Origin of the sequence: Gemmiger gallinarum, from assembly GCF_014982805.1 — a bacterium.
Classification (GTDB): domain Bacteria; phylum Bacillota; class Clostridia; order Oscillospirales; family Ruminococcaceae; genus Gemmiger; species Gemmiger gallinarum.
Window position 1 is genome coordinate 122,392 of the sequence record NZ_JADCKC010000004.1, and the last position, 14,206, is coordinate 136,597.

12 protein-coding genes, 1 riboswitch and 1 other annotated feature are annotated in these 14,206 nt (G+C 62.8%); of the genes, 5 read left to right on the plus strand and 7 right to left on the minus strand.

The features are described 5' to 3' along the window. Positions 1 to 12 precede the first annotated feature (12 nt). The 5 genes from thiD to INF35_RS13170 form a co-directional block, all read right to left on the minus strand. Entirely contained in the window at positions 13 to 819 is an 807-nt protein-coding gene (thiD, locus tag INF35_RS13150; protein WP_193503224.1) for a bifunctional hydroxymethylpyrimidine kinase/phosphomethylpyrimidine kinase, read from the minus strand. 282 nt (positions 820 to 1,101) lie between these two features. Then, positions 1,102 to 1,749, minus strand: coding sequence for a thiamine phosphate synthase (gene thiE / locus INF35_RS13155; protein WP_193503226.1), 648 nt, complete (start codon positions 1,747 to 1,749; stop codon positions 1,102 to 1,104). Continuing rightward, positions 1,736 to 2,557, minus strand: a complete 822-nt coding sequence (gene thiM / locus INF35_RS13160; RefSeq protein WP_193503228.1) for a hydroxyethylthiazole kinase — start codon at positions 2,555 to 2,557, stop codon at positions 1,736 to 1,738. Before thiM ends, thiE begins: the two co-directional genes overlap by 14 nt. 24 nt (positions 2,558 to 2,581) lie before the next feature. Further along, positions 2,582 to 3,100: an energy coupling factor transporter S component ThiW gene (gene thiW / locus INF35_RS13165; protein WP_193503230.1), complete on the minus strand. Its 519-nt coding sequence runs from the start codon at positions 3,098 to 3,100 to the stop codon at positions 2,582 to 2,584. Between the two features lie 307 nt (positions 3,101 to 3,407). After that, positions 3,408 to 3,515: riboswitch (TPP riboswitch) on the minus strand. A gap of 65 nt (positions 3,516 to 3,580) precedes the next feature. Continuing rightward, positions 3,581 to 4,963, minus strand: a complete 1,383-nt coding sequence (locus tag INF35_RS13170; protein WP_193503232.1) for a TrpB-like pyridoxal phosphate-dependent enzyme — start codon at positions 4,961 to 4,963, stop codon at positions 3,581 to 3,583. Between the two features lie 79 nt (positions 4,964 to 5,042). Continuing rightward, positions 5,043 to 5,295: a binding site (T-box leader), on the minus strand. Between the two features lie 255 nt (positions 5,296 to 5,550). Between INF35_RS13170 and INF35_RS13175 the strand changes: the two genes are divergently transcribed. The 5 genes from INF35_RS13175 to INF35_RS13195 all read left to right on the plus strand — a co-directional run bounded on the left by INF35_RS13175 (position 5,551) and on the right by INF35_RS13195 (position 11,585). Further along, complete coding sequence (locus tag INF35_RS13175) at positions 5,551 to 5,841, plus strand: hypothetical protein (RefSeq protein WP_193503234.1); 291 nt, start codon at positions 5,551 to 5,553, stop codon at positions 5,839 to 5,841. Between the two features lie 100 nt (positions 5,842 to 5,941). Further along, on the plus strand, positions 5,942 to 7,855 hold the full coding sequence (locus tag INF35_RS13180) for a serine/threonine-protein kinase (RefSeq protein WP_193503236.1): 1,914 nt from the start codon (positions 5,942 to 5,944) through the stop codon (positions 7,853 to 7,855). 23 nt (positions 7,856 to 7,878) lie between these two features. Further along, positions 7,879 to 9,756 carry a protein kinase domain-containing protein gene (locus tag INF35_RS13185; RefSeq protein WP_193503238.1) on the plus strand — a complete coding sequence of 626 codons (1,878 nt, stop codon included), beginning with the start codon at positions 7,879 to 7,881 and terminating at the stop codon, positions 9,754 to 9,756. Positions 9,757 to 9,782: 26 nt separating this feature from the next. Continuing rightward, positions 9,783 to 10,001, plus strand: coding sequence for a hypothetical protein (locus tag INF35_RS13190; protein ID WP_193503240.1), 219 nt, complete (start codon positions 9,783 to 9,785; stop codon positions 9,999 to 10,001). Between the two features lie 204 nt (positions 10,002 to 10,205). Then, positions 10,206 to 11,585 (plus strand): hypothetical protein, encoded by a 1,380-nt coding sequence (locus tag INF35_RS13195; protein WP_193503242.1) that lies wholly within the window; start codon positions 10,206 to 10,208, stop codon positions 11,583 to 11,585. Positions 11,586 to 11,855: 270 nt separating this feature from the next. On the opposite strand, the gene INF35_RS13200 is transcribed toward INF35_RS13195, so the two are convergent. Together INF35_RS13200 and INF35_RS13205 are read right to left on the minus strand one after the other, a co-directional pair. Further along, positions 11,856 to 13,307 carry an ABC transporter substrate-binding protein gene (locus tag INF35_RS13200; protein WP_193503244.1) on the minus strand — a complete coding sequence of 484 codons (1,452 nt, stop codon included), beginning with the start codon at positions 13,305 to 13,307 and terminating at the stop codon, positions 11,856 to 11,858. A gap of 42 nt (positions 13,308 to 13,349) precedes the next feature. Continuing rightward, entirely contained in the window at positions 13,350 to 14,189 is an 840-nt protein-coding gene (locus INF35_RS13205) for a carbohydrate ABC transporter permease (RefSeq protein ID WP_407925648.1), read from the minus strand. Positions 14,190 to 14,206 lie beyond the last annotated feature (17 nt).

The window sequence follows — 14,206 nt, forward strand, 5'->3', positions numbered from 1 at the left end:
TTATGTTTGAATTCAGTCTGATTCCCTGGCAAACTCGCCCTGCAGGTCCCAGGCATGGTTCATGGGGCCGCTGCCCTTGCCCAGGTCCAGCATGGCGGACAACGCCCCGGTCAGGTACTCCTTGGCCCGCCCCACCGCCACGGCCAGGGGGTAGCCCTTGGCCAGGTTGGCGGCAATGGCGCTGGACAGGGTGCACCCGGTGCCGTGGGTGTTGGGGTTGTCGATGCGCTTGCCCTCAAACCACTGAAGCCCCGCGTCCCAGCAAAGCAGATCGTTGGCGTCGTTGACCCGGTGGCCGCCTTTCAGCAGCACAGCGCAGCCGTAGCGGTCACGGATGACCTGGGCGGCCGCTTCCATGGCGGCGGGGCTGTCGATGGTGCAGCCGGCCAGCAGCTCGGCTTCCGGGATGTTGGGGGTGGCGACGATGGCCAGGGGCAGAAGCTCCCGGGTCAAGGTCTCCACCGCCTCCGGCCGGATGAGCCGGGCGCCGCTGGTGGCCACCATGACGGGGTCGACGACGATGTTCTCTGCGCCGTAAAAGCGCAGCCTGTCGGCAATGACCGAGATGAGCTCGGGGGAGGAGACCATGCCGATCTTGACGGCATCGGGCCGGATATCGGTAAAGACCGAATCCAGCTGCTGCCGCAGGAAATCGGGGGTGGCCTCCTGGATTGCCTGGACGCCGGTGGTGTTCTGGGCCGTCAGGGCGGTGATGGCGGTCATGGCAAAGACGCCGTTCATCGTCATGGTTTTGAGATCGGCCTGAATCCCGGCGCCTCCGCTGGAATCGCTCCCGGCGATGGATAATGCTGTTTTCATGGAAAAGCCTTCCTTTCCGCGCGGTTCCATCAGAAAACAAAGCCGCAAAATTCTAACTGCAAGACGGCATCTGCCGCGTTATCGGGCTTTGCGTTCTACCAAGGAGCGCTTCAGCCCTCTGCCTTGCAGCGATTTTGCGATGCTTTGCAGTTTTTATAAAACCTTTGTTTTCTTATGTCACTCGCGCCTTCCGCATTGATCTTTTCTATCGCGACAGAGAGTGGTGCCCCCGGTCTGCCGCGCCGAAGTTTTCCACAAGGATGTGGAAAACCTGTCGGTCTGTTATTTCTCCGTGCCGGTCATTCGGTCGGAGAGAGCGCGCAGTTCCCGGCAGGCGGCGGTGATATCCGGTGCCGAGAAGATGGCGGACACGACGGCCACGCCGTCCACCCCGCTGCCGCGCAGCAGCGGGATGTTCTTTGCCCCGATGCCGCCGATGGCGACCACCGGGATATCCACCGCCCTGCAGATGTCCCGCAGGGTGTCAAAGGAGAGCGGTGTCACGTTGTTTTTGGTGCTGGTACCGAAGACGGCCCCCGCCCCCAGATAGTCCGCCCCGCCCGCCTGGGCGCGGAGGGCTTCCTCTACGTTATGGGCCGAGACGCCGACGATCATGGCGTCCCCCACCCGGCGGCGGACTTCCTCCACCGGCATGTCGTCCTGGCCCACATGGACGCCGTCCGCCCCGCAGGCAACGGCAATGTCCAGGTTGTCGTTGATGATGAAAGGCACCCCGTACCGGCGGCAGAGGTCCCGGATGTCCCGGGCCTCAGCCAGAAAGGCGTCGGCATCCAGCTGCTTTTCCCGCAGCTGCACGCAGGTCACGCCCCCCTGCAGGGCGGCCTCCACCTGCTCATACAGCGTCTGCCGGCCCACCCAGGCACGGTCGGTCACGGCGTAGAGCCGCATGGTCTGTTTATCGCACTTCATATCGGGTGCCTTCCTCCAGCTGTTCGGGTGTGAGATGATACACCGCATCGATGATGTAGTTCCGGTAGCTTGCATTGCCGTCCAACGGGCCCAGCCGCCGGTGGGCAAGCTCCCCGCAAAGGCCCATGGCGCAGACCGCCGCGGCTGCCGCCTCCCGCAGATGGCCGGGGTTGGCCGCCGCAAAGGCCGCGGTCAGGCAGGTGAGCTGGCAGCCCGTCCCCGTGACCCGGCCCATCATGGGGTGGCCGTTATAAATGCAATAAGCGGTGCTGCCGTCGGCCACAATGTCGATGTTCCCCGTCACCGCCACCACCGCCCCGGTCCTGGCGGCAAAGGCCTTGACAAAAGCCACCGCGGCAGGGAGCGTCTCCCCGGTGACGGCGTCGCCGGGGTCGGCGTCCACCCCGTGGGTGGCCCCGCTGCCCAGAGCCAGGGTCTTGATCTCCGAGAGATTGCCCCGTATCACGTCAAAGCGGACTTCCCGCAGCAGCTGCAGGGCGGTGACGGTGCGCAGCTTCGACGCCCCCGCCCCCACCGGGTCCAGCACCGCCGGGATGCCCTTGGCATTGGCGGCCCGGCCCGAGGCGATCATGGCGGGGACAGTGTGCTGGTGGAGGGTGCCGATGTTGACGGCCAGTCCCTGACACAGGGCGGTGATCTCGGCGGACTCGCCGGGGTCGTCGGCCATGATGGGGGAAGCCCCGCAGGCCAGCAGCATGTTGGCGCAGTCGTTGGCGGTGACATAGTTGGAGATGGCGTGGATCATCGGCTTTTTCCGGTGAAGGGCCTCAAGACAGGGTGCAAACATACAAAGTTTCCTTTTGTGTATTGGTTATCTTGCCAGTTTTTTCTGCATGGAGCTCAGGGCGCCGGTGCCCTTGAGGGCGTAGACCAGAATGCCCGACAGCACAGCGCCGGTGGCGGTGGAAACGAGGAAGGGCACAATGTAGGCGTAAAACGCAATGTCCGCGGTGCTCTGCCCCATGAGGAAAATGGCCACGGGATAAGCGGACAGGCCGCCCAGCACGGCGGTGCCGAAGACCTCACCCACCAGCGTCAGGGGCAGGTTGCGGGTAAAGCGGTAGGCCAGGCCGCAGAGCAGCGCCCCCACCATACTGCCGGGGAAAGCCATCAGGGTGCCCAGGCCGGTGAGGTTGCGGATCAGGCTGGCGGCAAAGGCCACGCCCACGCCGTAGCCGGGGCCCAGCAAAACGGCGCAGAGGATATTGACCATGTGCTGGATGGGGGCGCACTTGCTGCCGAACATGGGGAAGGAGAACATGCTGCCCACCACGGCGACAGCGCAGAGCAGACCGGCAAGAGCGAGTTTCTGAACATGGGTACGTTTCATTTTAGTTACTTCCTTTCGGTTGGATGTGGCGGGAAAGCGGTGGATGCAGCGCACTTTCCCAAAAAGTTTCGGGTCCCCGGGGCGGCGGACAAGGGCCTGCCGCCCCGGGGGGTACAAAAGTTCGGTCGAGGCTTGCTGGCCTCCTCTCACGCCGGAACACGGCTTCCCATCGCTGCAAACTGCATACAAGACACAGGGCGCTCCCCCTCTGCCCGCCGCGGCACTGCCGCGGAAGTTCCGCTTTCCTCCTCCTTTCCAAAAAGGCACAAAAAACGGGAGGCACCACAAGCGGTGCCTCCCGGAAAAAGCTGATGATTCCACGACTTCCTACGGCGGCATTATCCGCATCAGGTGTAAGGGTCGAAGGTGGTTCCTTCCTCTCAGCCCGTCATCACGAGCTCCCCCGGTTTTCTGTTGTGAACCCATTATAGCCCCTCGTCCCCGCCCCGTCAATCGGTTTTGGGGAACGGAGTCGAAAAATCAGTCCTGGCCGGGGACTTTGGGCAGGCGGGCAAAGCTTTCCGCCAGTTCCTCGTCGGTGGGGATGGTGTCGGTCATCTTGCCGTCGTGGAACTTTTCGTAGGCCACCATGTCGAAGTAGCCGGTGCCCGTCAGGCCGAAGAGGATGGTCTTTTCCTCCCCCGTCTCCTTGCAGCGCAGAGCCTCGTCCATAGCCACCCGGATGGCGTGGCTGCTCTCGGGAGCGGGCAGGATGCCCTCCACCCGGGCGAACTCTTCCGCCGCCTCAAAGACCTTGGTCTGCTCCACGGCCACCGCTTCCATCAGCCCATCGTGGTAGAGCTGGGACAGCACCGAGCTCATGCCGTGGTAGCGCAGGCCGCCCGCATGGTTGGCCGAGGGGATGAAGTTGCTGCCCAGGGTGTACATCTTGGCCAGGGGACAGACCATGCCGGTGTCGCAGAAATCGTAGGCGAACTTTCCCCGGGTGAAGCTGGGGCAGGAGGCAGGCTCCACCGCGATGAAGCGGTAGTCCGCCTCGCCCCGGAGCTTCTGGCCCATGAAGGGGGAGATCAGACCGCCCAGGTTGCTGCCGCCCCCCGCGCAGCCGATGATGATGTCGGGCTTGACGCCGTATTTGTCCAGAGCGGTCTTGGCCTCGAGGCCGATGACGCTCTGGTGCAGCAAGACCTGATTCAGGACGCTGCCCAGCACGTAGCGGTAGCCGGGGGTCCGGGTGGCCTTTTCCACCGCCTCGCTGATGGCGCAGCCCAAAGAACCGGTGGTGCCGGGATGTTCGGCCAGAATGCGGCGGCCCACCTCGGTCTCGGTGGAGGGGGAGGGCGTCACCGACGCGCCGTAGACCCGCATGACCTCCCGGCGGAAGGGCTTCTGCTCATAGGAGCACTTGACCATATAGACCTTGCAGTCCAGACCCAGATAGGCGCAGGCCATGGACAGGGCGGTGCCCCACTGGCCGGCCCCCGTCTCGGTGGTTACGCCCTTGAGGCCCTGCTGCTTGGCGTAGTAGGCCTGGGCGATGGCGCTGTTGAGCTTGTGGCTGCCGGAGGTGTTGTTGCCCTCAAATTTATAGTAGATTCTGGCGGGGGTCTGGAGTTTTTTCTCCAGGCAGTAGGCCCGCACCAGCGGGGAGGGGCGGTACATCTTGTAGAAGTCCCGGATCTCGTCGGGGATGGGAATTTCCCGGGTGGTGTCGTCCAGCTCCTGGCGGATGAGCTCATCACAGAACACGGGGCGCAGATCCTCGTACCCCATGGGCTGGCCGGTGGCCGGGTTGAGCAGCGGGGCAGGCTTGTGTTTCATGTCCGCGCGGACGTTGTACCAGGTGCGGGGCATTTCCTCTTCGGACAGGTAGATCTTGTAAGGGATGTTTGCTGCTGCCATGATTGCGGCTCCTTTCTGTGCGCCGTGCGGGACCAAAACAAAAAGGCCTTTGTCCCACAGGGCATGTGTGAAAAATACCCTTTGGGACAAAAGCCTTGCGACTTCTGCGGTGCCACCCAAATTGACGAGGGGATGCCTCGCCCGCTCTATCGATGTGCCAACACACACCGTTCCCGCTAACGGGGGAAACCCGTCGGGTCCTACTGGGGAAGTCCCGTTCGGCCCGCCCTCGGCAGTCCATTCGGCAGGGTGCTTTCCGCCGCGCTCTCACCTGTCCGCGGCTCTCTTGGGGGAAACGACTCCTGCGTACTCCTCTGCGTCATCGGTTTGTACTTCAACGCTTTATCTCGTTGAATTGCTCTGAGTGTACCGGACTTCACAACTGTTGTCAAGGCCTTCTTTATTTTTCGGCGTTGTGCCCGGTCCGGCGGGGCCTTTTTTGGTGCATCTCACAAAGTTTCCCCGGTTTTGCCGGGCATGCAGCGGCGGATGTTATCCCACGCAGTTGCCCCGCCGGGCCTGCGGTGCTATGATGAAAACAGAAACTTCTTGCAGAAATTTCCTTCGGCGGAAAGGAGTGCACCTGTATGGCATACCCCGACGACCACACCCTGCAGCTCTGGCTGGACGCCCTGCGCGGGCTGAATGTCCGCATCAAAAAGATGTTCGGCTGTTACTGCCTTTACTGCGACGATCAGCCGGTGGGCTGGCTCAGCGGCAGTACCCTTTTTTTGCGGGAGGTGGGACTGACCGATCTGCCCGCCGTCCCGGAGGATAAAATCCAGGAGATCCCCATCCCGCTGGAAGCCTGCGGCCAAAGCTGGCTGCCCCGGGCCGTGCAGGAGACCGCCCGTCGGCGCAAAGCCGGGGGCCGCTGATTTTCCGCCGGGACGTTGCCCGGGGATTTCATCCATGACAGAGAAACGCCGCCCGCCTTTCCCGGACCGGGGCAAAGGCGGACAAGGAGGGTGATCCATCATGTCCTTTCCGGAATTGTTGAACGAAACCTATGAGATCCAGCGCATCATCGGCAAGGGGGGCATGTCGGTGGTGTATCTGGCACGGCACCGGCGGCTGAACTCGCTGTGGGCGGTGAAGGAAGTCCGGCGCATCCAGAACTCCCGCTTCGACTTTCTGGCCGAGGCCAACCTGCTCAAACAGCTCAGCCATCCCATGCTGCCCCGCATTGCGGATATCTTCGACACGCCGGAGGCCGTCTATCTGGTGGAGGAATACGTGGAAGGCCAGGACCTGCGGATGATGGTCCGGGCCAACGGTCCCTTCCCCGAGCCGGTGGTGCGGAACTGGATGCTCCGCCTGTGCGATGTGCTGGACTATCTCCACAACCAGACCCCCGCCATCATTTACCGGGATATGAAGCCGGCCAACATTATGCTGCTGCCCGACGGCTCCCTCAAGCTCATCGACTTCGGCATTGCCCGCACCTACAAAGCCACTTCCCTCTCGGACACCACCATGGCCGGAACCCGGGGCTTTGCCGCGCCGGAACAGTTCAGCGGCCGCCAGACCGACGCCCGCACCGATATCTATTCCCTGGGCGTCACCATCTATTACCTGCTCACCGGCAAAAGCCCTTCCGACCCGCCCTATGAGCTGCTGCCCCTGCGGCAGGTCAATCCTTCCCTGTCGGCGGGGATGGAAGCCATTCTCACCAAATGCACCCAGCCCGAGCCGGAGGACCGCTATCAGGATGTCCGGCGTCTGCGGTTTGCCCTGCAGCAGCCGGCGGCTGCTGCCGCCCCGTCGGCATCTGCCAAAAAGCCGCGCTGGCTCAGGAGGGTGCTGTGCACTGCCGCCGCGCTGCTTCTGGTCGCCGGGGCCGCCGCGGGCGGGGTCTTTCTCTACCGGTATTCCGTTCAGAAACAGAACGATGCCCTTTACAGCGACGGCATGGCCGCCCTCAATGCCGGGGCATATGACACCGCCGTCTCCGATTTTGAGGAACTGTTGGACCGGGACCCCCAGCGGAACGATGCCCTGCTGGGGCTGGGGGATACCTGCCTGGCCCGGGCGGAGGCCGCCGGGGAGGATGCCGACGCCGGCCAGGTCCGCGGCTGGTACGATCAGGCCCGCACCGCCTACGAGACCGCCGGGCAGCAGGGCAGCGCCGAGGCCCAGGCCCGTCTGGATACCTGTGCCGCCTCTCTGGCCGCCTTTGAAAAACACTGCCGCCAGATGGAGCTCATCGCCGCGGCCTATGAGGTGTTTGCCACCGGGGACGGCGACGCCATGGACGCGCTGCTGAGCCAGGAAGACTACCAGACCCTGTTCGACGCCGACGACGAGGACCCCATCGTCTACGGCGACGACCCGGGGTACACCCTGGTGGTCTATCCCTACCACCGGGCCGGCGGCGCCTCCTGCCCGGGTTTTTACTACTACGGGGACTGGCAGAACAATCAGCGGTCCGGCCTGGGCATCTGGTACTATATCGACTCCGGCTCCACCTACCGGTATGTGGGCAGCTGGGCCAACGACCTGCCCAACGGGGAGGGCGTTGTCTATGCGGCAACGCTCAGCGCCCCTGAACAGACTCCCTATGACCCGGTGTACACCCTGTGGGAGCGGAGCACCGGCACCTTTACCGACGGCTATTTTGACGGCGATATTGTGGTGGAAGGGGAAAAGAGCGACGGCTCCACCTATCAGGAGACCACCAAACACGATATGGGCTATCATGTGCGCATCCCCTACGACGAGCTGCCCGCCTACTGCACCGCGCTGTTCAGCCGGGAGGAGATCGAAGCCATTGAGGAGCAGGGGCAGTATGTCTCCTCCACCTATCGGACCGGCGATGGTCAGGTGGTCATTCTTCTGAGCACGCCGGACAAGCGCTGTTCGGTGCTGTTTGCCACCAAAGACCCGCAATGATTTTCTTTTGACAGGCTGAATTTATGGAACTTCTCAATCAAACCTACCGCATCCTGCAGGTTCTGGGGACGGGCGGCATGTCCACCGTCTATCTGGCGGAGCACATCCGCCTGCACACTCTGGTGGCCGTCAAACAGATGGCCCGGCCGCAGCAGCCGGGAGATTCCGGCAGCGAGTACCGCCTGCTCAGCAAGCTGCACCACCCCATGCTGCCCTGCGTCATGGATGCCTTTGCCCAGGGCGGATACCAGTATCTGGTGGAGGAATATGTCCGGGGCCGCACCCTGCAGCAGGTTTTGCAGCAGGAGGGCAAAATTCCGGAATCCTCCGCCCGGACCTGGATGGCCATGCTGTGCGATGTGCTCCAGTATCTGCACAGCCAGACGCCGCCCATTCTCTACCGGGACCTCAAGCCTTCCAACATCATGCTCTGCCCTGACGGCAGCCTCAAGCTGCTGGATTTCGGCATTGCCCGGGAAGCCCGTGAGGAAACTTCCGGCAGCAGTTCCCATGCCGGTTCCTATGGGTACTGCGCCCCCGAGCAGTTCGGCCACGGGGCGGCGGATGCCCGCACCGACATCTACTCGCTGGGCATGACCTTTCACCATCTGCTCACCGGCAAAAGTCCTTTTGACCCGCCCTACCGGACCTGTCCGGTGCGCAGGCTGGACCCCTCCCTGTCGGTGGGCATCGAGTACATCCTGAACAAATGCACCCAGCTCAACCCCGCCAGGCGCTATGCCGACACGGCGGCTCTGCGGTATGATCTGGAGCACATCTATCTGTTTGAAGGCCGTTACCGGGCATACCGGCTGCGCCTTGCGGCCCGCAGACTGCTGGTCTGTGCCCTGCTGGCGGGATCTTTCGCCCTGATGGGCACCGGTCTGCGGCAGATCGTCACCGCCGCCCGCACCCCGCAGGCGGATTTTTATGCCGACGGCCTGGCCCTGATGCAGCAGGAGCAGTACGAGACTGCCATTGAGACCTTTTCCCAGGCGCTGGATGACCCGGGAGAGCACACCGCCGGGGAGATCTATCTGGCCCGTGGGGATGCCTACCGGCAGGCTGCCCTGCAGGAGCCCGACCGTGAAACGGCCCGCACCCTCTTTGAGCAGGCGGAGGCGGACTATGCCAGTGCCGAGGAGCTTTCCCAGGGGCAGGCTGCCGACCGCCGTGCCGCCGTGGAGGAACAGCTCGATGCCTTTGCCGCTGAGGACGAGAGCCTTGCAATCCTGCAGCAGTTCTATGACCTGCTTGAGGCCGGCGATGTGGATACCGTCTTTTCCCTTCTGTCAAAAGACATCTTTTATCGCTGCCTGCAGAACATGCAGGGAGATACCCTGGTGTACTGCCCCGATGATGCGGAAAACGGCATTGCGGTCTACCGCAATGTCTCCCTGCTCTACTACGGCGCCCTGGTGGATGGACAGCGGGAAGGCCACGGCATTTTGCTGGGACTGCTGAAATCGGGCAACGACCTTTACTACCGCTTTGACGGGGAATGGAAGGGCGGCTTTCCCAACGGCTCCGGTACCGTGTGGCTGAAAAACACCACCCGGGATTCCGGTCAGTACGTGGATTCCTTTCAATACTCCGGCAATTTCTCCGACGGCCTGCTGGACGGGCAGATCGACTTTTCCCTGACCTGGGTGGACCGCGACCCCGCCCTGTATTACAGAACCGAAACTACCTATCACTCCACCCCCATCACTGCCGTGGACGGCCTGCTGCAGCCGGTCGCCGACGCCGACCTTCCGGCGTGGTATTCCCCGCCCGCAGACGGTACGGAGGTCCTGGTCGGGTACGACGAGGACCATCACGAGCCCTTCACCTTCGACCCTGCAGTGATGCAGGAAACATTTGGAGTCTATCCCTTTGCAAACGTGCTGGCGCTGGTCTGAACCGCCCCACGGGAAAGGCAAATCAGATGAAAACAGGAATTTTGCTCTTCGGGCTGGGCGTTGCCCTGCTCATCGCCGCCCTCTGTCTGGCGGTGTACTTCCGGCGCCATCCCCTGCCCGACCGCTTTGAGGAGGCGGCCGCGTCTTCCCCCGGCCGGGGAGACGATCGCCCCGCCGCACCGTCCGCCGGTCCCGTCCCGCCCGGCGAGAGAACCGAACTCCTGCCGGAGGAGCCCGCCCCCTGACCCGGCAGGCTTCTCCCCGCATTCCCCTGCGCCGCGGCCTGTTTTTCCCTTTTCCGGCACTTTCCAGCCCGCCTGACGGCGGGCTTTTTGTCTGTCCCGCCCCCTGCTGCCGGGATACTTTTTGGATACAACCTCCTGTTATCATGCTTTCAGCCCGGCCGGCCAGAGCGTTTTTCCTTGCCATCTTTCAGGAGGTGTATCTTGATGAAACTGTATTCCAAATATCCGGCAGCCCTCACCGGAGTGCTCCTGAGTTTTGCCTGTCTGCTCAGCGCCTGCAGTGCTCCCGCCGGGGATTCCGGCGCTTCCGATGCCGGGGCGGTCTCGTCCGGCGGCACCACGTCCCGGGAGGAGTCCGCCTCCCCCGAAAGCGGGGCGGAGCCGGTGGCCGCGGGGTTTGTCACCCTGACCCGGGACCAGTACTCCACCCTGGGGTGCGGCAACGAGCAGGGCTATTATGAGGTCCTTTACGGCGAATCCGGCGGCGCAAACATTTGCTATATCGACTACGCCACCCAGCAGGAGGTCTACCTCTGTGCCGCCCCCAACTGCAGCCACGACCGGGAAGGCTGCACCGCCTGGATCGATCCGGAGGAGGGGAGCTATATCCCGCTGGTGAGCGGGGACCACCTGCTGCTGGTGCACATCACCTACGGCGCGGAAGCCCCCGAACGGGCCATTCCCCACATCGACGAGGCCAACCTGGACGGCAGCGACCGCCGCACGCTGGTGAGCTTTGCCCCCAACGAACGGCTGAAAAGCGTCTTTGCCGCCAACGGCAGCCAGCTGGTCTGCGCCCTGGATGCGGTCAATCCCGACGATCTGGAGGACACCAACGCCACCCTCAAGCTGGTCCTCATCGACCTGGAGACGGGGGAACGGCGGGATTTCTATGAACAGGCGGTACAGATCGGCGGCACCGAGCCCACATTCCTGGGCGTCACCGAGAACGGCTACTGCCTTCTGCGGGAGCAGTTCACCGCCAAGTCGGAAGAGGACTTTCCCGGTCAGGAATGGTCGGACATCCAGCAGGAGATCCAGCGCTCCAACCAGTATACCTGCACCATGATCCCGGTGGGCGGGTCCGGGCCGGCGGGGACTTTCTCCTACAGCGGCCGGGTCTACGATCTCTTGTGCAGCGACGGGCTTTACTATTTTGACTGCGACAGCCGCAAGGTGATGCGGGTCTCGGTGCCCGACGGCAGTACGGAGGAACTGGCCGCCCTGCCCGACGTGGGCGCGGAATCCGCCTATCTGGACGGCAAGCTGGGGGACTGGTTTCTGCTGTCCCAGCGGTATTACGAGACCCGGGAGGATGTCTCCTACCCCGTCGCCAACGACTGCTGCTATGCCCTCAACGTCCAGACGGGGGAGGTGCGGGAGCTGACCATCCGCCAGGAGGTGGGAGCCGACCGCCGCATGGCCACCATGCTGGGGCAGACCGCCCACGACGTGCTGCTCATCACCGACAGCGACGTGCCGGAGACGGCCTATCACTACGGATGCCGCTACGCCCTCATCTCCCGGGAAGATTACCTCAATTCCAACGCCGATGCCCTGCGCCCCATTGCCTTTCTGTTCTGACCGGCAGCGGACGGGGCATCCAGAAAGCGCCCTGCCTGCGGCAGGGCGCTTTGCGTTTGGGCCGGACGCTCTCCTCACCCCGGCCGGGCTGCACCTGTTTTGGGGACAACAGAACGCCAGACATGCCGCAGTATCCTCCGCTGCGGCACTTTTTGTTTTGTCCCTCTCCTCCGCAAAGAGGGGCCGGCTGCCGGCTGGGACAAAAACAGTGCGGGCAGGCACGAAAGGACTTCGTGCCTGCCCGCACGGCAAAGCATTTCAGGCTATGGTTTATTTGGAATAGTCGTAGTCCACCATGGGATCCCAGTCGGGGAACTCGAACTTGGAGGCATCCACGCCGGCCTCGCTCATGGCGCGGTCCCACTCGGTCTGGGTGTTGGCGGAGAAGCTGTCCAGCGCCTCGGCGGTATCGGTGATGGAGCCCGCCATGACGCCCTGCACGATCTGGCCCAGGTTGGGGGTGACTTCGGTGACCTTGCTGTACACTTCGGCAGTCTCGGGGTTGAGAGCCAGAGGATCGGGGCTGAGCTTGCCGGTCTCCATGGCCAGGTTGTAGTACTTGAGCATCATGGGATCGGTCATGGCGCTCTCGTTGACGCCCTCGATGCAGGAGACGAAGCCGCCGTCAGAGACGATCTTGCTCTGGTAGTCGGTGCCGTAGAGCTCGGTCAGGTAGAGAGCCGCAGCTTCGGGATGCTCACAGGTGGCGGAAATGCCCATCCAGGGCTGCGCGCCGGTGTAGGGGTTGCCGCCCTTGGCGCCGTCGTCGGGCACGGGCAGAGCCATGACGTCAAAGTTGAAGTCGGGGTTCTCGGCGCGCCAGGTGGGGATGCACCAGGAGCCCTGGATCAGGAAGCCGGCCTGGCCCTGGGCGAACATAGCACGGGCAGAGGGAGCATCCAGGTTGATGGAGTCGGGATGGATGGAACCGTCGGCAGCCAGCTGGGCGTAAATGTCCAGAGCAGACTTCATGGCATCGCTGGCGAAGGGATTCTTGCCGTCCACCACGCTCATGACGCCGTAGTAGTTGCACTTGGCGCCGGCAATGTTGGCAAAGCTGCGCAGCTCGATCTCCAGACGCTGGGCAGCGCCGCCGCTTTCAATGATGCCGTAGTACTTGCCGTTGCCCTTCTCGGTGATGGTCTTGCAGGCGGCAATGAACTCGGACCAGGTCTGGGGCGGGTTGTCCGGGTCCAGGCCGCACTCCTCAAAGATGTCGCGGTTGTAGTAGACCAGGGAGTTGACGATGTTGGCAGACTCGGGCAGGACGTAGATCTCGCCGTCCAGGGTGGTGACGCCCTCGTTCAGGGAGCCGGGCGTGAAGGAATCGATGAATTCCTGGCTCAGGTAGGAGGTCATGGGCTGGTACCAGCCTTCCGACACGGCGGTGCTCAGCTTGACGCCGCCGGGCAGGCAGAACAGGTCGGGAGCATCGCCGTTCTTGATGGCGGTGGTCAGGGTCTGGGTCAGCTGATCGCCGGACAGCATGGTGTATTCCACCTTGATGTCGGGATGGCGCTCCATGAACTCCTCATTAAAGACCTTGCGGCGTTCCTGGGTGCTGTCGCTGGAGTCCATGATGCGCAGGGTGATGGTCCCGTCGCTGCTGCCGGAAGAACTGTTCTCTCCGGTGGCGGCGGAGCTGCTGCCGTCCGACGTTCCGCAGGCAGCAAGGCCGGCAGCCATAGCGACTGCAAGGCCAAGGCTCAAAAGTTTTTTCATTGTGTTGCCTCCTCTTTGGCATTGGTTATTTTTTTGTATTGCTCAGCTCTTTACAGCACCGGCAATACCGTTTACAAAGTGTTTCTGCATGGCGATAAAGACCAGGATGACGGGCAGCACCGAAATGGTGGCGCCTGCGGCAATACCGGTCCAGTCCACCACATGCTCGCCCTGCAGGGCGTACAGCCCGACGGCCAGGGTGCGCAGACTGGGCTGGCTCAGAGTCAGGACCAGAGGCATCAGGAAGCTGTTCCAGGTCCAGATGAACTGCATGATGACCACGGTAACGATGATGGGTTTGGCCAGAGGGAACATGATGCGGACGTAGGTCTGGAAGAATCCGCAGCCGTCCACGATGGCTGCCTCCTCCATCTCCTTGGGAATGCCCGAGTAGAAGCTGGAGAACAGCATGAGGAACAGGATGTGGCTGCCGCCGCACTCGGCGACGATCAGGCCCAGCAGGTTGTTGGTCAGGTGCATGGCGTTGAGCAGTTCATACACCGGAATGATGGTGAAGGTCAGGGGAATGGTGATGCTGGCCATAAAGACGCCCAGCAGGACTTTTTTGCCCGGGAAGGCGTAGCGGCCCAGGGCATAGCCGGCCGCAGAGGTGCACATCAGCACGATGATGACCGCACACACCGTCACGATGATGGTGTTGAGGAAGTACTGGCTGAAATTGGCGTTGTTCCAGGAGCGGATAAAGTTGTCGAAGGTGGGATGCTGGGGAAGAATGTTGAGGCCGCTGCCCCAGAACTCATCCTGGGTCTTGAAGGAGGCGGTGATCATCCAGATGAAAGGATACATCCAGACGAAGGCGGCAACGATCAGAACAATGTACAGGATTCCTTTGCCCAGCCAGCGGCGGATTTTCATTGGCATAGTTTAATTCCTTCCTT

Excerpts from the sequence above, each read along its gene's own strand:
- thiD (WP_193503224.1), bottom strand. The coding sequence starts at position 819 with ATGAAAACAGCATTATCCATCGCCGGGAGCGATTCCAGCGGAGGCGCC.
- thiE (WP_193503226.1), bottom strand. The coding sequence starts at position 1,749 with ATGAAGTGCGATAAACAGACCATGCGGCTCTACGCCGTGACCGACCGT.
- thiM (WP_193503228.1), bottom strand. The coding sequence starts at position 2,557 with ATGTTTGCACCCTGTCTTGAGGCCCTTCACCGGAAAAAGCCGATGATC.
- thiW (WP_193503230.1), bottom strand. The coding sequence starts at position 3,100 with ATGAAACGTACCCATGTTCAGAAACTCGCTCTTGCCGGTCTGCTCTGC.
- INF35_RS13170 (WP_193503232.1), bottom strand. The coding sequence starts at position 4,963 with ATGGCAGCAGCAAACATCCCTTACAAGATCTACCTGTCCGAAGAGGAA.
- INF35_RS13175 (WP_193503234.1), top strand. The coding sequence starts at position 5,551 with ATGGCATACCCCGACGACCACACCCTGCAGCTCTGGCTGGACGCCCTG.
- INF35_RS13180 (WP_193503236.1), top strand. The coding sequence starts at position 5,942 with ATGTCCTTTCCGGAATTGTTGAACGAAACCTATGAGATCCAGCGCATC.
- INF35_RS13185 (WP_193503238.1), top strand. The coding sequence starts at position 7,879 with ATGGAACTTCTCAATCAAACCTACCGCATCCTGCAGGTTCTGGGGACG.
- INF35_RS13190 (WP_193503240.1), top strand. The coding sequence starts at position 9,783 with ATGAAAACAGGAATTTTGCTCTTCGGGCTGGGCGTTGCCCTGCTCATC.
- INF35_RS13195 (WP_193503242.1), top strand. The coding sequence starts at position 10,206 with ATGAAACTGTATTCCAAATATCCGGCAGCCCTCACCGGAGTGCTCCTG.
- INF35_RS13200 (WP_193503244.1), bottom strand. The coding sequence starts at position 13,307 with ATGAAAAAACTTTTGAGCCTTGGCCTTGCAGTCGCTATGGCTGCCGGC.
- INF35_RS13205 (WP_407925648.1), bottom strand. The coding sequence starts at position 14,189 with ATGCCAATGAAAATCCGCCGCTGGCTGGGCAAAGGAATCCTGTACATT.